General features: G+C 71.8%; 16 protein-coding genes. 7 read left to right on the top strand and 9 right to left on the bottom strand.

The genetic code is table 11. The features are described from left to right. Window positions 1–10: 10 nt before the first annotated feature. A complete protein-coding gene (locus tag ABD993_RS04290; protein WP_345412904.1) occupies window positions 11–913 on the bottom strand; it encodes a TauD/TfdA dioxygenase family protein in 903 nt (300 codons plus the stop codon). An 83-nt stretch (window positions 914–996) separates the two neighbouring features. After that, window positions 997–1,728, bottom strand: coding sequence for a hypothetical protein (locus ABD993_RS04285; RefSeq protein WP_345412902.1), 732 nt, complete (start codon window positions 1,726–1,728; stop codon window positions 997–999). A gap of 119 nt (window positions 1,729–1,847) precedes the next feature. Here ABD993_RS04285 and ABD993_RS04280 point away from each other — a divergent pair, with 119 nt between their 5' ends. Continuing rightward, complete coding sequence (locus tag ABD993_RS04280) at window positions 1,848–2,282, top strand: dehydroquinate synthase/iron-containing alcohol dehydrogenase family protein (RefSeq protein WP_345412899.1); 435 nt, start codon at window positions 1,848–1,850, stop codon at window positions 2,280–2,282. A 282-nt stretch (window positions 2,283–2,564) separates the two neighbouring features. Here the strand turns inward: ABD993_RS04280 and ABD993_RS04275 are convergent, their stop codons facing one another. Together ABD993_RS04275 and ABD993_RS04270 are read right to left on the bottom strand one after the other, a co-directional pair. Beyond that, entirely contained in the window at window positions 2,565–5,597 is a 3,033-nt protein-coding gene (locus tag ABD993_RS04275) for an ATP-binding protein (protein WP_345412897.1), read from the bottom strand. A 20-nt stretch (window positions 5,598–5,617) separates the two neighbouring features. Continuing rightward, window positions 5,618–6,697 (bottom strand): methyltransferase domain-containing protein, encoded by a 1,080-nt coding sequence (locus ABD993_RS04270; protein WP_345412895.1) that lies wholly within the window; start codon window positions 6,695–6,697, stop codon window positions 5,618–5,620. 113 nt (window positions 6,698–6,810) lie between these two features. On the opposite strand from ABD993_RS04270, the gene ABD993_RS04265 reads away from it, so the two are divergent. Further along, window positions 6,811–7,098, top strand: coding sequence for a hypothetical protein (locus tag ABD993_RS04265; RefSeq protein WP_345412893.1), 288 nt, complete (start codon window positions 6,811–6,813; stop codon window positions 7,096–7,098). After that, window positions 7,095–8,576, top strand: coding sequence for an amidase (locus ABD993_RS04260; RefSeq protein ID WP_345412891.1), 1,482 nt, complete (start codon window positions 7,095–7,097; stop codon window positions 8,574–8,576). Before ABD993_RS04265 ends, ABD993_RS04260 begins: the two co-directional genes overlap by 4 nt. 277 nt (window positions 8,577–8,853) lie before the next feature. Here ABD993_RS04260 and ABD993_RS04255 read toward each other — a convergent pair whose 3' ends face one another. After that, the gene (locus ABD993_RS04255) at window positions 8,854–10,245 is read right to left on the bottom strand and encodes an MFS transporter (RefSeq protein ID WP_345412889.1); all 1,392 of its coding nucleotides are present in this window, start codon (window positions 10,243–10,245) and stop codon (window positions 8,854–8,856) included. Between the two features lie 200 nt (window positions 10,246–10,445). After that, window positions 10,446–11,369 carry a dihydrodipicolinate synthase family protein gene (locus ABD993_RS04250; RefSeq protein WP_345412887.1) on the bottom strand — a complete coding sequence of 308 codons (924 nt, stop codon included), beginning with the start codon at window positions 11,367–11,369 and terminating at the stop codon, window positions 10,446–10,448. Window positions 11,370–11,524: 155 nt separating this feature from the next. Between ABD993_RS04250 and ABD993_RS04245 the strand changes: the two genes are divergently transcribed. Continuing rightward, complete coding sequence (locus tag ABD993_RS04245; RefSeq protein ID WP_345412885.1) at window positions 11,525–12,511, top strand: LacI family DNA-binding transcriptional regulator; 987 nt, start codon at window positions 11,525–11,527, stop codon at window positions 12,509–12,511. 427 nt (window positions 12,512–12,938) lie between these two features. Here the strand turns inward: ABD993_RS04245 and ABD993_RS04240 are convergent, their stop codons facing one another. The 3 genes from ABD993_RS04240 to ABD993_RS04230 are packed head-to-tail and all read right to left on the bottom strand — an operon-like array spanning window position 12,939 to window position 16,704. Continuing rightward, window positions 12,939–13,448, bottom strand: coding sequence for a (2Fe-2S)-binding protein (locus ABD993_RS04240; RefSeq protein WP_345412883.1), 510 nt, complete (start codon window positions 13,446–13,448; stop codon window positions 12,939–12,941). After that, on the bottom strand, window positions 13,445–14,326 hold the full coding sequence (locus ABD993_RS04235) for an FAD binding domain-containing protein (RefSeq protein ID WP_345412880.1): 882 nt from the start codon (window positions 14,324–14,326) through the stop codon (window positions 13,445–13,447). Before ABD993_RS04235 ends, ABD993_RS04240 begins: the two co-directional genes overlap by 4 nt. Then, a complete protein-coding gene (locus ABD993_RS04230) occupies window positions 14,323–16,704 on the bottom strand; it encodes a xanthine dehydrogenase family protein molybdopterin-binding subunit (protein WP_345412878.1) in 2,382 nt (793 codons plus the stop codon). The genes ABD993_RS04235 and ABD993_RS04230 overlap by 4 nt, the downstream gene beginning before the upstream one ends. A 261-nt stretch (window positions 16,705–16,965) precedes the next feature. On the opposite strand from ABD993_RS04230, the gene ABD993_RS04225 reads away from it, so the two are divergent. The 3 genes from ABD993_RS04225 to ABD993_RS04215 are packed head-to-tail and all read left to right on the top strand — an operon-like array spanning window position 16,966 to window position 18,684. After that, a complete protein-coding gene (locus ABD993_RS04225) occupies window positions 16,966–17,952 on the top strand; it encodes an LLM class flavin-dependent oxidoreductase (protein ID WP_345412876.1) in 987 nt (328 codons plus the stop codon). An 8-nt stretch (window positions 17,953–17,960) separates the two neighbouring features. Then, window positions 17,961–18,188 (top strand): hypothetical protein, encoded by a 228-nt coding sequence (locus tag ABD993_RS04220; RefSeq protein WP_345412966.1) that lies wholly within the window; start codon window positions 17,961–17,963, stop codon window positions 18,186–18,188. Window positions 18,189–18,210: 22 nt separating this feature from the next. Next, window positions 18,211–18,684 (top strand): YybH family protein, encoded by a 474-nt coding sequence (locus ABD993_RS04215; protein ID WP_345412875.1) that lies wholly within the window; start codon window positions 18,211–18,213, stop codon window positions 18,682–18,684. The last annotated feature ends 42 nt before the right edge of the window (window positions 18,685–18,726 follow it).

The following is an 18,726-nucleotide window of genomic DNA, read 5'->3' as shown; positions in this document are numbered from 1 at the left end:
TGACTGCTCCTCAGCGTTCGGTTCCTGTCGGGTCTGCACCAGGTCCTGGGTGTCCGGCGGGGACACCACCCGCCAGGGAGAGCCGCCACATCTCGCGGCGATGGCCCTGGTAGTCGTTGGGCGCGTTGTGCTGCAGGCACCGGTTGTCGTAGAGCACGACCATTCCCGGCTCCCACTCGACGCGGAGGGTGAACTCCGCCCGCGAGGCGTGTGCACAGAGGTACCGGATCACGGGCGCGGACTCCTCGGCCGTCATGTCGACGAGGTGTGAGGTCATCCCGCCGTCGGCGACCATGCCGTTGACGAACAGCACGGACCTACCGGTCTCCGGATGCCGGGTGACGAGCGGGTGTTCGGCGGTACGCACCCGGACGTCCGTCCGAACGGGCATCGCGAGCCCGGACCGCCGATCCTCCAGGGCCGCGGCATCGCCGAGATACCCGTTGGCGTGCACCATACGCAGCCCGCCGACAAGCCGCTTCATTCCCGGCGAGAGAGCCTCGTGGGCCGCGTACATGCTGGCGAACAGAGTGTCGCCCCCGACGGGCGGGACATCGACCGAGTACAGCACCGCTCCGGCGGGGGGACACTCCCGATAGGTCGAATCGATGTGCCATCCCTCCCCGACGTTCAGCGTGTCGGTCGCCTCCTTGACCAGCGGCATGATCTGCGGGTGCCCGCTGAGCCCGGAGAAGGTCTCCACCACCTCGAGGTCACCGAAGGCGCGACCGAGAGCGATCAGCCGCTCCGGCGACAGCTCCTGCTTGCGGAAGATCAGGACCTGATGGTCCAGCCAGGCCCGGCGCAGCATCGCGATCGTGTCGTCCTCGACGCCCCCTCCCCAGTCGACGCCGCTGACCTCCGCTCCCAGCACGCCGTTCGAGGGTTTCACCTCTGCCTGTCCCGTCGCCACGATGCCTCCGCGCTGAGGTGTTGCACCTAGTTATCCTAGTTAACGCTCGCCGTCGCGCCGGTGTCAAGCGCGCCGGCCGGCGGTCATTCCGTCGTCGAGCCGCCTCGGGCACGAGGCCGGGGCGCCGGTTCCAGCGCCGCTTCGCCGAGGAACGCGCGCAGGAGCGAGGCGTGATCCCGCGCGCCGGCCGCAACTCCCGCCTGGACGACCGAGCCGCGGGCGAGGGCCACCACGTGGTCGGCGACGTCGAGTCCGGCGTCCGCGTTCTGTTCCACCATCACGATGCCCAGGCCGGACGCGGCAGGCTCGGCGACCTTCGAGAGGACCACGTCCGTCATGACCGGTGCCAGGCCCATCGACGGCTCGTCGAGGAGGAGGAACCTCGGCTCGGACATCAGGGCCCGCCCGAAGGCCAGCATCTGCTGCTCACCCCGCTCAGCAGGCCGGGTGCCTGTAGAGATCATCGCCGACGCTTCGCCCGTCGAGAACGCGGACCCGTGTTCACGCATGATCGGGCCATCGGGCTCTCCTGGTCTGTGGCGTAGCGGTAATGGGCTCAGCGGCGGCGTGTTCGGGTGGCGGCGACGGAGTCGATGACCGACCAGTCGGCGGCCAGGGCGATGCTCTCGGCGCGGCCGGAGGTCTGATTCGCGAAGGCGGGCGAGGCCGGGTTCGGCCGCGCGGGTGGCGGCGAGGCGGACGGCGAGAACCTCGAGGGACTCGCGGACGTCGAACAGGTCGCGGACGTCGTCGGCGGTGAGGGGGTCTGCGCGCCGTTTCGCCACGCGCACTTCGACACGGCCGTGCTCGGGCACCGGGCCGTCGGGATCAACGACCGGGCGCGCAGGCACGTCCCGGTGCCCACCGTCGACGACGCTGCGAAGACCTCACCGAGGTGGGGCCCGACGGGTGCGTCGCCGCGAGCGGCGGATCGATGACCGGGCGAGACCGGGCGGTGCTGCCCGCGGCGGCCGTCGACGACCCCGACCTGACCCGCACCGTGCCCGCCGCCGTGGCCGCGGTGAGCGGTCTCAACGCGATCGCCCACGCGATGGAGGCCCTCTACGCACCCGACGGCTCTCCGGTCGTGGCGGCCATGGCGGAACGCGGCATCCGCGACCTCGCGTCCGCACTCCCCACCCTCGCCGCGGCGGAGGCGGACGACTCCGCCCGAGCGTCCGCGCTGGAGGGGGCCTGGCTGTGCGGTGCCTGTCTCGACGCGACGACCATGGGGCTGCGCCACCAGCTCTGCCACGTCCTCGGCGGAATGCTCGATCTCCCCCTGGCCGCGCCCTACGCCAACCCGCGCCCGATCCGCCGCGACGACCTCGTGGGTCTTCTCGAGGGGATTCGGCTCGGTCGCCGGTGATGCGCCAGGGCCGCCTGGTGGCTGGAGAGCCGGCTCTGCCACATCCGGTGACCCTGGGCGAAGCCGACTCTCGATGATCTGGCCGTCCCCGATCACGAGCCCCGTTCATGCGGGTCCAGCACGACGCCATTTGCAGGTCAGAGCGGTTATCGCTCAGGCCTCCCGCGTTCCCGGAGATCAAGTGACTGTCCAGTACACGAAGTCTCCTCCCGGAGGCCTTCCGGAACTGCTTCGAGGCTCCGACTCGGATGAGGACACCGGTCGGGCAGGGCTGCGGCGAGGTCAGCCGGTGACACCGGGAGGGCCCGCCCACCGGCGCGGTGTGACGGGTGCATAGCTGCAGGTGGTGCCGGTGTGAACGCCGTCGCGCAGGTGGGAGGCGAGCTCGGGGTGGACGCGCTCGATCCGGCGCAACGCATCCCTGATGCGGGCGGTCACGGTCTTGCGCGCGCGTTCGGTCTCGTCGCCGAGCCGGCGGGCCCGCCCACCGAGCCCGGTCGCGGCGCGCAGCTCGGCGATCAGCGCGTCGCGCTCCGCGGTGGCCCGTTCGGCCCGTTCCGTCCGCGCGGCACCGCCGCCATCCGACTCCGCGATCTCGGCGTCGAGCTCGGCCAGCCGGCGCCGGTAGTCGGCGACCGCCCGTCGGTCGAGCACCGGGTCGGCGCCCGTCGCGGGGGCTTCGCGGCCGAGCAGTGTGAACACGTGGACCGGGCGGCCCGGGGCGGCGAGCAAGGTCGCGATGTCGCCGAGCCCCTTCGCGTCGGGCAGGTGCACCTCACGACCGTCGAACGTGAGCCGCCACATGCCGTCCACCAGCCGGAACGCGTCCCGCGCGGGCTCGGCAGCGCGCAGCTGCTCCAGCGCCGTCCTGCTCAGTTCCGCCCATGCGGCGGTGCCGAGCCGGTCGTGCTGGGTGATCGCGCTGGTGAAGTGCTCGATCGCCGCAGCGGTCCGGCCGAGCGCGACCTCGAGCGTGCCGAGGTGGTGGTCGACGGCGCCGTGGTAGGCCGCGCAGCCCCCGACGACGACGTGCAGGCCGGAGTGCGGAACGAGCAGGCGATGGACCCGTTCGCGCTGCTCGGTGCTTCCGACGGCGGAGAACACCACGGCGGCCGCCGCCGCGATCTCCAGGTCGTAGGCATCGGGGAGAACCCGTACGGAGAACCCGCGGATCGCCGCAGCCGCTGCGGCGCGGTCGCCGGAACAGACGTGGTGCCAGGCCTCCATCAAGGGGTACATCGGCCACAGCGGGTCGGCTGCCGGCAGGAAGTCCGCGATCGGGGCGAGGGGGCCGCCGAGAGCCCAGAGCGACCCGCGCAGTGTGCTGAACACCCCATCGGCGTCAGGCAGGCCGATCGCCCTGCCCAGCTCCAGCGCCTCCGCCGAGGCCGCGGTCGCCTCCTCCACCCGTCCCGAGAGCTCGGCGAGCGTCGCACGCCTGCTCAGCGCCCCCCACCGCCCCTTGGCGTGGCCGAGCCGCGCCGCGAGCCGCACGTAGTGACCGAGCTCGGCAACCCCGTCGGGGTTGCCCTGCTCGATCAGGGCGCCCGCCCGCAGCAGCACTGCCTCCGCGGTGAGATCCTGGTCGGCCGCCCTTTCGGCCGCCACGAGCAGCTCATCGAGGATCGGCAGTCGCATCGAGCCGGTGCCGGCAGCCCACATGACATCGTGCCTGGCGAGCAGCGCGTGGGCCAGCGCGGCCGGGTCGCCGCCTGCGACGTCGACCGCCTCGGCAGCGGCGGCGCGTGCGCGCGCAAGGGCCTGCTCCGGCGCGCTGTGGAACACCGCACGAGCGAGCGCGGAGAGCACCCGGGAGCGCAAGGCGGCGTGGTCGCCGTGCGCAAGGAGTCCGGCGGTCTCCTCCAACAACCCGACCCCGACCGGGTCGTCGGTGCCGGAGCGCGCGCCGAGCGCGGCGATGCCCAACGCCGCCGCGGCGAGTGCGGCCGGGTCGGCGCAGCGCCGGGCCAGGGCGGCGGCCCGCAGGTAGGCCTCGCGGGTGGCGTCGGGTTCGCCCGCGCGGGCCCTGGCGTCGGCGAGCCCGAGCAGCAGCTCCACGCGTCGGGCCGGGGCGGCCTCGACGTCGCGCAGCAGGCCCAGCGCCGTCGTGTAGTGGCGGGCGGCGTCCGAGTGCCCCAGTCGCGCCGTCGCCTCCTGCGCCGCCAGCACCGACCAGTGCAGGGCCTGTTGCGCAGCGGCGGGCCCTGCGGCGACGAAGTGCGCGGCCAACCGCGCTGCTCCGCCGACGGCGGCCGGGTCGGCCCCGCCTGCCGAGAGGGCCAGCATGGCGTCCCCGACGACGCTGTGCAGTTCGGCGCGCCGGGCAGGCGCGACGTCGGCCAGCACCGTCTCGCGGTAGAGGTCGTGCGCGAACCGCCACCGCCGGTCGGTCGCGACGAGCACCCTTGCGTGCTCGGCCTCCTCCAACAGGACGGGGACGGCCATCAGGTCGTCGGGACCCACCTCCGCCAGCAGCGCAGGATCGACGTCGAGGCCGGCAACGGCGGCCAGCTCCAGGAGGCCGAGACAGGCCGGGGAGAGCAGCGCCAGGCGCATCCGCAACGTGTCGCGCACCCCGGCCGGAACGGCGTGCCCCTCGGCGACGGCGGCCGCCGACCAGCTCCCGCTCGCGACCAGCAGCCGGGTCAGCTCGCGGACGAAGAACGGGTTGCCGCCGCACCGCTCCCGCACCGCCGCGGCCAGCCCTGCGTCGGGGACCGGCCCGGCGACCACGGCCATCAGCGCCGCGACGCCGTCGACGTCGAGGCCGGCCAGCGGCAACGCAGACGTCGACGCGGCCAGCGCCCGCAACGACGGACCGGCCTCCCCGTCGCGGTGGGCGCCGAGCAGCAGCACCCGCTCCGCGGTCAGCCCCCGACTCAGCAGCTCCAGGAAGCGCAGCTCGTCGTCGTCGACCCACTGCAGGTCATCGAGCACCACGAGCAGCGGTGCGGCTGCCGCGAGCGCAGTGCGCACCGCCTCGAAGAGCCGGAACCGACCCTCCGCCGCGTCGCCGCGGGTGGTGGCGTGCTCGAAGAGGCCGGTCGCCGCGGGATCGAGATCGCGCAGCACCTGCGTCCACAACCAGTAAGGCGGGGCGCCGGCACCCTCCCAGCCGACGCCCCGTAGCACGCGCACCCCGCTCATGGCCGCCCGTCGCGCCTGCTCGGCGAGCACGGCCGACTTGCCGATGCCCGGCTCGCCGGTCACCAGCAGCAGCCCGCCGGCCCCGTCGAGGGCGTCCGCGAGCGCGGCACCGATCGTGGCCAGTGCCGCGTCACGGCCGACCAGCCGGGCGGACTGCAGGGTCCCCATGGGACGCCATCATCGACCGGTCAGGGGCGCAGCTCCAGCACCAGGTTCAGCGGAGCCGCGACGGGCAGCCTGCGTACGCGAGTGAACCCGGCGGCGGCCGCGGTCTCGCGCAGCAGTGCCTCGCCTGCCTGAGTGCCCAGCGGCGCCTGACCGATGGTGCCGGCGGTCTGGGAGACGGCGTTGGGCGTGCAGATCAACGTGGACACCGCGTAGAACATCCGGCCGGACGGCGTCAGGTTGTCCTCGACGCGGTCGGCGGCGAGCGGCTCGACGAGCAGCACCGCGCCGTCGGGGGCCACCGCGGCGCGGGCCTGGACCAGCGCTCCGACCGGATCGCCGAGATCGTGCAGCGAGTCGAAGAACGTGACCAGCGTGTAGCCGGATCCGGGCAGGTCGGTGGCCGTCCCCACCTCGAACCGCACCCGGTCGGCCACGCCGGCGTCCGCCGCGGCCTTGCGTGCGTGCGCCACCGATGCCTCGTGGTAGTCGATGCCGACCACCCGCGCAGCAGGGAAGTGCAGCGCGACGGCGAGCGTCGGCGTGCCGTAGCCCGCGCCGACGTCGATCACGGAACCACCGGCGGCCAGCGTCGCCGGCACGGACCCCAGCTGATCGAGCGCGGCACCGATCAGCTCGGGCGGCAGCGCGACCCGGGTCAGCGCGTCGCTGCCGTGCCAGAAGAGCGCGTCGTGGCGGTGCCAACCGAAGCCGCGACCACCCACGAACACGGCGGCGAACTCGTCGAAGCCGGCACCCATCGAGCGGAACATGTCGGTGCAGGCATCGACCATCGCGAGGCCGGGTCCGTGCACCAGCGCGCCCGCCACCCCGTCGGGCAGCGTGAACGTCCCGACCTCGGGCTGGTAGGTGAGGTAGCCGCCGGCCGCCTGCGCCCGGCACCACTCACGCACCAGTGGCTCGGCGACCCCGGTGCGGCCGGCAAGCTCCGCCGGCGTCACGGGCCCGGCGCCGGCCAGCTCCTTCCACAGCCCCGCGCGCGTGCCGAGTGCGACGAGCAGCACGCCGAGCGAGCCCGCCAGCTCGTCCACGAGCTGGCCGACCACGGCGTCGGGTGTCCGTTCTGCGATTGCGGTGTTCATCGTGCACCTCCGGTTCTCCTCCGTCCTCTCTCCGGCGCGAGATCGGGCCTCGCGGGCCGCGAGGCCGGAACTCGCGCCTCTCAGGTGACCCACCGGAAGAAGGAGAGAAGACCATGTTCCTCAGCGCCTACCACTTCGACGGCGACCCGACGACGCTCGTGCGCGCCTACGGCAGGATGCAGGAGGGCTTCCCTCCCGACATGTTCGAGCTGCACGCCTGCGTCGTCACGGGGTCCGGCATCACCGTCTTCGATGGTTGCCCGAGCAGGGAGGACTTCGAAGGATTCTCCGTCAGCGCCGACTTCCGCTCGGCCGTCGCGGCAGCGGGACTCCCGCAGCCGCGGATCGAGCCGCTGGGCGAGGTCCACTTCGCCGTCGCCGGGAAGACGGTGCTGCAATGACCCTCAGCAGCGACGTCGCCTGCCTCGACGCCACCGCACAGGCCGAGCTGGTGCGACGCCGCGAGGTTTCGGCGGCGGAGCTCGTCGACGCGGGGATCGAGCGCGTCGAGCGACTGAACCCGCTGCTGGGCGCCGTGGTCGTCCCCCTGTTCGAGCAGGCGCGGGACGCCGTTCGGACCGGTGTCCCCCGCGGCCCGTTCGCCGGGGTGCCGTACCTGCTCAAGGACCTGGTCGTGGAGATCGAGGGCACGCCGTTCCACGAGGGCTCGCTGTTCCTGCGCGACCACGTTTCCCCCTACACCTCCGAGCTGGTCACGCGGCTGCGGCGGGCCGGGCTCGTAGTGCTCGGCAGGACCGGCACGCCGGAGTTCGGGATGGCCCCGACGTGCGAATCCGCCCTGTACGGCCCCACCCGCAACCCGTGGGACCCGGCGTACTCGACGAGCGGATCGAGCGGCGGTTCGGCCGCCGCCGTCGCGTCCGGGATGGTGCCGATGGCGCACGGCAACGACCTGGGCGGCTCGCTGCGGTTCCCGGCTGCGGCATGCGGGCTGTTCGGGCTCAAGCCGACCAGGGCCCGCAACCCACTCGGTCCCGAGTACGGCGACGCGGTGTGCGGATGGGCCGCCGAGCACGCGCTCACCGTCTCGGTGCGCGACAGCGCGGCCCTGCTCGACGCCACAGCGGGCCCCATGATCGGCGATCCCTATCCCGCGCCGCCCTTGGCCGGGCCGTTGCTCGCGGAGGTCGGCGCCGATCCCGGCAGGCTCCGCATCGCGTACAGCCCGCGGACGCCCGGCGGAGCGCCCGGCCACGCCGACTGCGTCGCGGCGCTCGACGACGCGGTGGCGCTCTGCGCGTCGCTGGGGCACGAGCTCGTCGAGGCCGACCTGCCCGGGCTCGACGAGACCGTGGGTGCCGCGATCGGGACCGTCTTCGACAGCGCGACGGCGTGGATCGTCGGATACTGGGCCCGGCGTCTCGGCCGCCGACCCGGCCCCGACGAGCTGGACCCGCTGACCCGCGCCTACTGGGAGCGTGGCGAGCAGGTCAGCGCGGCCGACCACCTCCTCGCGGTGACGGACCTCCAGGCCTTCGCCCGCACTGTCGCGCGGTTCCTCACCGGCTTCGACGCCTGGCTCACCCCCACGATGTCCGAGCCGCCCGCGCTGCTCGGCGAGATCACCTCGACATCGGAGGAACCGTTGCGGGCAGCCGAGCGCGGCGCCGACACGGTGGCATACCCGCTGGTCGTCGCGAACATCACCGGGAACCCGGCGATGACGGTACCGCTGCACTGGAACGCGGCGGGCCTGCCGATCGGCGTCCACTTCCTGGGCCGGTTCGGGGACGAGGCGACGCTCCTGCGCCTGGCCGCCCAGCTGGAGGAGGCCCGGCCGTGGGCGCACCACCGCGCCCCGCTCCACGCAACCCATCGCTCCATACAACCCGCCGTGAGTCCCAGCACAGCCAAGTGACCGCTTGGTCACCGCTTACCAGCCATCGTCACCGGTACTCACCTGTGGGCAGCGGCGATCCGGAAGATCACCGACGGCTTCGGCCCGCTCGTGGCCGCCGCGGACCGGGACGACCACGACAACCGAGCTTGCACGGACCCTCTTCGCCGGCCTGCACATGGCCCACCGGCCGATCCTCGTCCCGCACCCGTCGTCGCCGAGCTCGGCTACCGACCAACGCCTGAGCCGGGCCATCAGGACGGGCGAGGGCCGGTCGGCCCTCGCCCGTCGGGTGGGATCAGGGGGAGAGCTCCTCGAGGACCCTGCCCTTCGTCTCGATCGCGAAGCACATCGTGACGAGCCCGCCGATCAGGGCGACGACGGCGAACGAAGCGAACACGTACCGGATCCCGAGGTCGGCCACGATGAACCCCACCATCAGCGGACCGACGGACGACGCCGCCCGCAACCAGGCGCTGCCGAACCCGGTCCCGACGGCACGCAGCCTGGTGGGATAGAGCTCCGCGGAGTACAGGTAGAGCGAGAAGGCGACGGTCTGCAGGATCGCGTAGGCGATCGGCGCCAGGATGACCACCTGGGTGGCGGTCGTGGCCCCGAGTGCGGTCAGGATGACCAGCGGCACCGTCGCGGCGACGAAGGCGATCGCGTACCAGCGCTTCCGGCCGACCTTGTCGATGTAGAGCGCGCAGAGGACCGACGCGACGACACCGACGGCGGAGGTGATCCAGCCGTAGAGCAGGCTGGTCTGCAGGGGCAGCTTGAACACCTGCTGGTAGAGCGTGGGCAGCCACGTGACCAGGCCGTTGTTCACCATGTAGACGGTGATCCACAGGGCCCAGATCATCAGCGTGCGCTTGAGGTACAGCCCGCGGAACAGCTCCCGCCAGTCGGAGGTCGCGGTCGCCCTCGGGTCGACGGGCCGGACGACCGGCTCCGGGAGGGGCTTGCCCTCCTTCACCGCCTCCCGCTCGAGCAGCGACACGACCTCGTCGGCCTTCTCCAGCCTGCCCTTGGAGGCCAGCCAGCGCGGCGACTCCGGCATCAGGACCCGCAGCGGAATCATGAGCAGGGCCGGGATCAGGCCGACGACGAACAGCGCGCGCCAGCCGAACTGCGGCACGAGGAAGTAGCCCGCGAGGCCCGCGAAGAGCAGGCCCACCGGGAAGATGGCCTCGTAGAGCAGGAAGAAGCGGCCGCGCTTGCGGGCGCCGACGAACTCGTTGATGTACGCGCTGGCGACGGGGACCTCGCCACCGGTGCCGATGCCCTGGAAGAACCGGAACACCAGCATCGACATGCCGCCCCAGGCGAACAGACAGGCGACGTCCATCGCGACGAACAGCACGATGGTGATCAACAGGGTGGGCATTCGGCCGATGCGTTCGGCCACCCAGCCGAAGACGATCGCGCCGACGAACTGACCGACGTAGCCCGCGGAGAGGATCGCGCCGACCCAGGCCGGCGTCAGGTTCCACTCGGTGACGAGCTTGGGCATCGCGAACGCGATGACCAGCACGGTGTAGGCGTCGAAGAAGGTGGCCGAGCCGATGATGACGCGGATCATCAACAGGCGTCGGGTGACCGGGATGCGCTCGAGCCGGGCCACGAGGGCGGCGTTGGCCGTCGCGGCCGCGGACCCCCCGCCCGTTCCGGCAGCGAATGTCGTCATGGAGGTTCGTTTCCTCGCCCTCCCGGCACGCGGCCGAGGAGCTCGTCGGGACAGCATTGTCACCTGCCGCGGTGGATTGTCGGTGCCTCCCACCGCGGGGAGGGTCGGGCCGTCGGCTCCTGCCGCCGACCCGACCCGGCTCGTGCCGGCGACCCGGCAGAGACTGCGGTCCTCGGGCGGACCGCATCGCGGGGGAACGCTCAGATGAGCGAAGCGCTCTCGAGCGCCTGAATGATCTCCTCTTCGGCCTCCGCAGAGAGGTCGATGAGCGGGGACCGGACGGTGGCGTGCTCCAGGATGCCGCGCGCCTTGAGCGCCAGCTTCAGTGCGACCGTGCCCTCCATGTGCGAGCCGCGGTGGTAGACGGCCTTGGTGACCGGCAGCAGCCGGTCGTGCACGGCGCGGGCGGCGTCGTAGTCGTGGGCCTTGCCCGCGGCGATCAGTTCGATCAGCTCGGCGGGGGCGATGTTGCCGTAGCCGACGAGGAGGCCGTCGACGTCGAACATGGTGTGCAGCAGGTACTCGTCGTGGCAGGACAGGATCTGCAGGTCCGGGTTCTCGCGCCGCAGCACCGGGATCTCGGTGTCCCAGCGGCGCATGTTGCGCACACCGTTCTTGGTGGCGAACACGCCCTCCTGGGCGGCGATCTCGAGTTGGGTGTCGAGGTCGTAGTTGGCCTTGGTCGCGTCCGGGTACTGGAACAGGATGCAGGGCAGCCCCGCCTCCTCGTAGATGGCGCGGTAGCGGTCCTGCGGAGCACCGTCCTGGTAGCCGAAGCGCAGCCACCCGTGCGACGGGTAGATCAGACCCGCCTTGGCGCCGGCCGCGACCGCACGCTTGGCCTCGGCGACCGCGACCGCGGTGCCCTCACCGGTGATCCCGGCGATCACGGGGACGTCCACGGCCTCGGTCAGGTTCGCGATCGTGGCGACCTGCTCCTCCTGGGTGAGGAAGGTGCCCTCTCCGGCGTGCCCCAGGATGACCAGGCTCTTCACATCCTCGTGGCCGGCCAGCCAGGTCCCCAGCTTCGCCAGTGCGGTGTGGTCCACCGCGCCGTCCGGGGTGAACGGGGTGACCGGCGCCGGGTTGAGTCCCCGGAGGTCGAGGTTCAGGTCCAGCGTCATGGTCGTGCTCCTTCTCATCGGTGAGGTCGCGCTTCGCCGTCACTGTATGGGAACGGTTGCGGGAACGTTCCCATACGATGGAGCACATGCCGCCCGCAGTCAACAGCCGGACCGAAGAAGTCTTGGGCCGAGGCCGGCCCGCTAGCCTGAGTGCCGTGGTGACCATCGTCGACGTCGCCCGGGCGGCCGGGGTCAGCAAGTCGACCGTCTCCCGGGTGCTCGACGAGCGCCTTCCCCACTCGAACAGCGCCACCGCCGAACGCGTCCGCCAGGTCGCGGCCGAGCTCGGCTACGTCCGCGACCCACTCGCCTCCGGGTTGCGACGTTCCGGCACGAACACCCTGGGGGTCATCGTCCCCCGGCTCACCGACACGGTCATGGCGATGCTCTACGAGGAGGTCGTCGCCGCCAGCGGAGAGCGCGGGATGTTCGCCGTGGTCGCCACCACCGAGGACCAGCCGGACAGCGAGACCCTCGCCGTACAGACGCTGATCCGGCGCCGGGTGGACGGCCTCATCCTCACGACCGCGCGCGTCGGCCATCCCGCCGCACAGGGCGTCCCGCATGCGTTGGCGCTGCGCACCGACGGTATCGGGCCCGCCTCCCTCGGCGACGACGAGCTCGGTGCCCGCCTGGCCGTACGGCACCTGATCGACTACGGGCACCGCCGCATCGGGCTGGTCGGCGGCCCCGGGTACGCCTCCAGCGCCCTGCACCGCCTGAAGGGGTACCGGCTGGCGCTGCAGGACGCGGGCCTGCCCGCCGACGACGATCTCGTCTGCGGCGACGCGTTCTCCATCGAGGCGGGCGAGAGCGCAGGTCGGATCCTGCTGGGCCGCCCCGACCGGCCCACCGCGATCTTCGCCGTCAACGACAACACCGCCATCGGGGTCATGGCCGCGGCGCACGCGCTCGGTCTGTCCATCCCGGACGATCTGTCGCTCGTCGGCTACAACGACATCCCCGTCGTCAGCAGACTCCCCGTCCCCCTCACCACGGTGCGCGTGCCGTTCCGCCAGATCGCCACGAACGCCCTCGACCTGCTGAACGACGCACGCCGGGACACCGCACCCCGCACGCTCGTCACTCCGCCGACCCTCATCCCCCGCCGCTCGACCGGACCCGCCCCGCGGAGCAGCTGACCAGCCGGGGGGTGAACCGGTCGGTGAGCGGTCATCGTGCTCGGCGAGCGCGGTGCCGTGGTCACTCGGTTCTCCTGGTCGAGGGCTCGGTCAGGCCGCACGGCACCGGTCATCGGGACCCAGGGGTTCCGACGGGCGCCTCCAGGTGTACCTGTCCCCCAACAGCGCCCAGATGTCGCAGAACGGCCTGCCGAGGCGCGGCCAGCCCTCCACGAGCCGCCGGGACGGCCGCGAGGTTGTTGACCCGAGGCAGCTCTCGATGAGCGTCCGGCCCGGATGCAGGATCGCTGCGACCCACCTCCCGCCGTGAACACCGATCAGACGCGGAGCGGGAGTCGGGTGTGGCGGTCGTCGGCGAAGGTCCGCGTCGTCGTCGAGCACGTGAACTCGACGACGACGCGGTTCGCTCCGAAGCGGGAACAGGGCGCTACTCCACCTCGGCGGTCTTCTCCTCGCGCAGGACCGCGGCGGCCTCGCGGACGGCGTCGACGATGAACTGGTACCCGGTACAGCGGCAGATGTTGCCGGAGATGCCTTCGCGGATCTCCGCGTCGCTGGGGTCGGGGTTGTCCGCCAGCAGTTCCTGCACGGTCAGCAGGATCCCGGGCGTGCAGAAGCCGCACTGCAGCCCGTGGTGCTTCCAGAAGGCCTCCTGGAGCGGGTGGAGCTCGGCACCGTCCGCCATGCCCTCGACGGTGGTGATGTCGGCTCCTTCCGCCTGGACCGCGAGGGTGCAGCAGGAGCGGGCTGTCCGGCCGTCGAGCAGCACGGTGCAGGCCCCGCAGACACCGTGCTCGCAGCCCAGGTGCACGCCGGTCGCACCGCAGTCCCTGCGCAGGAAGTCCGACAGTGTGCGTCGGGGGTCGACGTGGCGGTCGACCTGCTCGCCGTTGACGGTCATCGACACGGTGGTGCCGGTTCGGGTCGGGGTGCTCATGCGGCCGCGCTCCTCTCGGCGTGGGTGAACAGACGGTGTAGGCAACGTCGAGTGAGGACCGCGGCGAGGTGACGTCGGTACTCGGCGGGGGCGTGGATGTCCCCTCCCGGGTCCGTGGCCTCGGCCACCGCTGTGGCCGCGGCTGCGACGACGTCCGGGGTCGGCGCCTGACCGACGAGCAGGTCTTCGGCGGCGTCGGCGCGAAGCGGCGTGTTCGCCGCTCCGGCCACACTGAGGCGCACCTCGGCGATCTCACCGGCCGGGTCGAGCCGCGCGGCGCCGAGGACGGCGACCAGGGCGAAGTCGCCGTGCCTGCGGGTGAACTCCTCCACCGCGACGACGGACCCGGCAGCCTGCTTGGGAATCCGGATCGCGGTGAGGATCTCCTCGGGTTCGAGGGCGCTCACGAGGAAACCCTGAAAGAAGTCGGCCGCCGCGATCGTGCGGCGGCCGCCGGGACCGGTAGCGATGATCTCCGCGTCGAGAGCCCGCAGCACCGAGGGGGCCTCGGCCGCAGGGTCGGCGTGCGCGACGCTGCCCCCGAGCGTTCCGCGGTTGCGGATCGTGACGTGCCCGACGTGGCGCAGTGCTGCGGGGAGCAGCGGTAGCGCCTCGCCGACCAGGCGGGACTTCTCCACGGCCCGGCTGCGGGTCATGGCGCCGATCTCGAGGTGGGTGCCGTCGTCGCGGATGTAGTCCAGCTCGCGCAGCCCACCCAGGTCGACCAGCGTGGTCGGTTGGGCCAGCCGCATGGCGAGCAGGGGGACGAGGCTCTGTCCGCCTGCGAGGACCTTGGCGTCGCCGTCCTCGGCGACGAGGGTCTCGACCGCGTGGTCCAGGGTGGAGGCGCGGACGTGGTCGAAGGGTGCGGGCTTCATGACGGGTCCTTCGGCGTGGCGGTGGTCAGCGCGTCGAGCAGCCGTGGCGGGGTGACCGGGAGTCGGTTCAGCCGCAGATCGAGATCGGGGACGGCGTTCTCGATGGCGGCGGTGATGGCCGAGGCAGCGCCGATGGTCCCGGCCTCGCCCATACCCTTGAAGCCACCGGGGATGTGGTCCGCGGTCGTGGCCATGTGGAGGGTCTCGAAGGTCGGGATCTCCGACGCCGTCGGGATCAGGTAGTCCATGAACGTCGTGGTCAGCGGCTGTCCCTCGGGGCTGTAGACGATCTCCTCGAACAGCGCTCCGCCGATGCCCTGGGTGGCGCCGCCGTGGATCTGCCCGTCGACGATCATCGGGTTGATCACGGTGCCGCAGTCGTGGGCGAGGAGGTAGTCCAGCAGCTCGACCCGGCCGGTCTCGCGGTCCACCTCGGCGAGCACCGCGGTGGTGCCGTAGGAGAAGGCGACGTTGTCCGGGTCGAGGACGTCCCGTTCCTCGAGAGTCGGGTCCTCGCCGTCGGGCAGCTTGCCGTCGAGGCGACGGTAGGCGGCGTCTCCGATCTGTCGCATCGTCACCGACGGGCCGCCCGGTGTGCCCTTGACGGTGACCACGCCGTCGGTGATCTCGAGGTCCTCGGCCGAGGCCTCGAGGATGTGGGCGGCGATCCGTAGCACCTTGTCCCGCAACCGGGTGCTCGCGCGCAGCAATGCTCCCCCGCCGAGGGCGGCGCCGCGGCTGGCTCCCGTGCCGTAGCCGGTGAACGGGTTGGTCTCGGTGTCCCCGTGCAAGACCTTGACGGTGTCGAGAGGGACGCCGAGGGTCTGGGCTGCGACCTGCGCGAGAGCGGTCTCGATGCCCTGGCCCATCGCGGAGAGCCCCGTGCGGACGGTCACGCCGCCCGCGGAGTCGATCCGCACGACCTCCTCGTCGAAGGAGGAGTGCTGCAACCCGGCCTGGTTCATGATCTTGCTGGGGCCCAGCGCGCTGATCTCGATGTGGAACGAGTAGCCGATGCCCAGTGAGCGCCCCTCCTCCGCGGCGGCATCTCGACGCTTGGCCCACCCGCGGTCGGCGACGGCCTGCTCCGCCATGTCCAGGCACTCGGCGTAGTTGCCGCTGTCGTAGAAGAACACCTGGCTCGGGTAGGGGAACTTGTCGGAGGCGATGAGGTTGCGGCGGCGGACCTCGTTGGGGGGCATCCCGAGCTCGTGGGCGAGCTTGTCGATGATTCGCTCGTGGGCGAAGTTGGCCTTCGGCTGGCCCCACCCCCGGTAGGAGCCGTAGGGCGAGCGGTTGGTGACCACGCCGACGACGGTGGCCTCGACGTTGGGGATGTCGTAGGGGCCTGCCATCAGCGCCATCGACAACCAGCAGGGACCGATGCCGACGGTCGCGAGCTGGCCGCCGAGCACCGCCCAGACGGTGCCGCGCATCCCGATGATGGTGCCGTCCGACTTCGCCGCGACGGACACCTCGATGCGCTGCTCACGCGAGTGGGCGTTGGCGACGAAACTCTCCAGGCGGTCCTCGATGACCTTCACCGGCCGTCCGGTGCGCTTGGACAGCAGCGCGGCCAGCACCTCTTCGCCGTAGAAGTCGAACTTGTTGCCGAAGCCGCCGCCCACGTGCGGGGTACGCACCCGGATGTGGTCGACCGGCAGGCCGAGCACCTCCCCGAGCAGGTCACGGGTCAGGTTCGGGGACTGTGTGGACATCCAGCCCTCGAGCTGGTCGGTGAACGGGTCCCAGGACATGACCGCCCCGCGCGTCTCCAGCGGCGTGCCCATCTGCCTGCCGTAGGACAGGGTCTCGGTGACCACCACGTCCGCCTCAGCGAACGCCGCCGCGGCATCCCCCTTGGGGATCGTCTGGCGACAGCTGACGTTGTCCGGCCACTCCTCGTAGAGCAGCGGAGCACCCTCGGCGAGCGCATCGTCGAGGGTGACGACGGGCTGCAGGACCTCGTACTCCACCTCGACCAACCCGAGGGCGTCCTCGGCGACGTAGCGGTCCACCGCGGCCACCACCGCCACCGCCTGTCCCACGTAGCGGACCTTGTCCACGGCCAGCGCGTACTGGTCGGTCATGCGCTGGTCGGGAATCATCCGCCACACCACCGGCTGCGGGGTCGCGCAGGCGGCGCGGACGTCCTCACCGGTGAGCACCGCGAAGACCCCCGGCAGCTCCAGAGCGGCGCTGACGTCGATGCTGAGGATCCGGGCGTGCGGATGCGGGCTGCGCAGCACCGCCGCCTCCAGCATGCCGGGCAGCACCACGTCGTCGACGAACTGGGCCCGGCCGGTCAGCAGGCGCGGGTCCTCCTTGCGGCGCACCCGGGCGCCGATCAGTCCTGGGGGTACCTCTTGCTGAGTCACGATCCGCCCTTCAGCAGTGGTGGTGGGGACGATCCGGCACGGCGAGCTTTCGCCCGTCGAGCCGGGACGCCTCGGGTGTTGCGATGCGAGTCAGCGTCGAGGCTGATCAACGCGGTGTCCATTGACGGAACGGCACAAGCCGGCGGCCGGAGTTCGTCGCGGCGCCAATTGCCGCCGGGGGTCTCGCGAGCAGAGACTCGTCCCGATCGACGACCCGCGATGCCCCGTCCCCGAGCGTCATCGCCTTCCGGAGGAATCCCCATGAGCGTGACCGCCCCCGTCGGTGTCTTCGTCGCCACGTCGACGCCCCCCGAGCGCATCCCGGTTCTCGCCGCCGCCGCCGAGCGGCTCGGATACGGCGAGGTCTGGGTCGCGGAGGACTACTTCTGCTACGGCGGGTTCACCGGTGCCGCCCTCGCCCTCGGTGCGACGGAACGGGTCAAGGTCGGCCTCGGCGTCGTCGCCTCGGTGGCACGGCACCCGGCTGTGACAGCGATGGAGATCGCGACGCTGGCCCGCGCCCATCCCGGCCGGTTCCTGCCCGGCATCGGGCACGGCGTCCCCTTCTGGACCGACCAGATGGGGTTGACCACCAAGTCGCCCCTGTCGGCGCTCACCGAGTGCGTGACGGGGGTGCAGAGCCTGCTCGCCGGTGAGACGCTGGACGTGCAGGGCAGGCAGTTCACCTTCAACTCGGTCACGGCGACCCACCCTGTGGAGGACCCGATGCCGATCCTGACCGGCGTACTGGGGCCGAAGTCGCTTCAGCTGTCCGGCCGGATCGCCGACGGCACCGTGATGAGCGTGCTGGCGGGCACGACCTACCTCGAGGCCGCGCTCGGCCACATCCACAAGGGCATGGCCGAGTCCGGCCGGACCGAGCACCTCGTTCCGACCTTCGCCCTGTTCAGCATCGCGAAGGACGGCAAGCAGGCCCGTGAGGCCGTTCGGCCCGCACTCGCCGCCTATATCGTGGCCGTCGGCGCCCACAACGCGCTGACCGGCGCCTTCGGGTACAACGACCGGATCGCCGAGCTGCTCGAGGACCCCGACACCCTCGCCGAGAACCTGCCCGACGAGTGGATCGACACCCTCGCCGTCGCGGGCGACCCCGACGAGGTCACCGCCCGGATCGCGGCCCTGCGCACCGCGGGCGCCACCAGCGTCGTGCTCTCGCCCGTCAACGCCGACACCGCCCTCGACGAGCTCGAGCTCGCGGCCTCGACGGTCCTCCCCCAGCTCACCTGAGGACGCGGATGAACCCCACCTTCGCCACCATGGCACTGCTCTACGACAACCGTGTCCTCGTCGGCGTGAGTACCGGTGAGGCACTCAACGAGGTCACCGAGCTCGACGCCGGACTCGACCACCTGGTCCTCCACGGCCCCGGCCACGACCAGCAGCGGTTCCCGACCCGGTCGTCCGAGGACGTCCTGCCCGCGCTACGCGCGCATGCCGCACAGGCCCGACCCACCCACGCCTGATCCCGCACACCGAGGAGACGAGATGAGCGACGCCGTCAACAACCCCGACGACATCAAGGAGATCCTGGCCGTCCACCACTCCTGGTTGGAGTCCAACAACGATCTCGTCGAGTCCAAGATGTACCCCAACTTCGCCAACCCCGGGTACCTGCAGTTCAACCTCAACGGCCACCAGTACGACAGCGTCGACGAGAAGGTGAAGCTCTGGGAGGGGCTGCACGAGATCGGCTTCAACCTGTCGGACATGAAGATCGTCGAGGAGCCGAAGGTCCACGCCGAGGGCGACCTCGCCTATCTCACGACGTACTGGAGCGCCCAGGTCTCCGGCGACAAGGGCACCGGCGTGCTCGAGCCCGACCCCGAGCCGCTCGTCTTCCGGGTGACCGAGGTCTACCGGCGCGACGACGGCAAGGGCAACCCGGTGTGGAAGATCTGGCACTTCCACGCCTCCCCCATCGCCTCCCCCGACACGCCCAGGTTCCCCCAGGACGCCTGAGCCGTACGAAACCGAGCACGACGCCAGTCGGGAGAGAACCGC

It is taken from the genome of Pseudonocardia xishanensis, from assembly GCF_039541715.1.
GTDB classification, from domain to species: Bacteria; Actinomycetota; Actinomycetes; order Mycobacteriales; family Pseudonocardiaceae; genus Pseudonocardia; species Pseudonocardia xishanensis.
The sequence above is the reverse complement of the archived record's forward strand: the minus strand, read 5'-3'. Positions and strand labels throughout refer to the sequence as shown.

What these genes read in the sequence shown, in the direction of transcription:
- ABD993_RS04255 (WP_345412889.1), bottom strand. Translation starts at nt 10,245, where the DNA reads ATGACGACATTCGCTGCCGGAACGGGCGGGGGGTCCGCGGCCGCGACG.
- ABD993_RS04270 (WP_345412895.1), bottom strand. Translation starts at nt 6,697, where the DNA reads ATGAACACCGCAATCGCAGAACGGACACCCGACGCCGTGGTCGGCCAG.
- ABD993_RS04220 (WP_345412966.1), top strand. Translation starts at nt 17,961, where the DNA reads ATGAACCCCACCTTCGCCACCATGGCACTGCTCTACGACAACCGTGTC.
- ABD993_RS04225 (WP_345412876.1), top strand. Translation starts at nt 16,966, where the DNA reads ATGAGCGTGACCGCCCCCGTCGGTGTCTTCGTCGCCACGTCGACGCCC.
- ABD993_RS04240 (WP_345412883.1), bottom strand. Translation starts at nt 13,448, where the DNA reads ATGAGCACCCCGACCCGAACCGGCACCACCGTGTCGATGACCGTCAAC.
- ABD993_RS04280 (WP_345412899.1), top strand. Translation starts at nt 1,848, where the DNA reads ATGACCGGGCGAGACCGGGCGGTGCTGCCCGCGGCGGCCGTCGACGAC.
- ABD993_RS04215 (WP_345412875.1), top strand. Translation starts at nt 18,211, where the DNA reads ATGAGCGACGCCGTCAACAACCCCGACGACATCAAGGAGATCCTGGCC.
- ABD993_RS04275 (WP_345412897.1), bottom strand. Translation starts at nt 5,597, where the DNA reads ATGGGGACCCTGCAGTCCGCCCGGCTGGTCGGCCGTGACGCGGCACTG.
- ABD993_RS04260 (WP_345412891.1), top strand. Translation starts at nt 7,095, where the DNA reads ATGACCCTCAGCAGCGACGTCGCCTGCCTCGACGCCACCGCACAGGCC.
- ABD993_RS04265 (WP_345412893.1), top strand. Translation starts at nt 6,811, where the DNA reads ATGTTCCTCAGCGCCTACCACTTCGACGGCGACCCGACGACGCTCGTG.
- ABD993_RS04250 (WP_345412887.1), bottom strand. Translation starts at nt 11,369, where the DNA reads ATGACGCTGGACCTGAACCTCGACCTCCGGGGACTCAACCCGGCGCCG.
- ABD993_RS04235 (WP_345412880.1), bottom strand. Translation starts at nt 14,326, where the DNA reads ATGAAGCCCGCACCCTTCGACCACGTCCGCGCCTCCACCCTGGACCAC.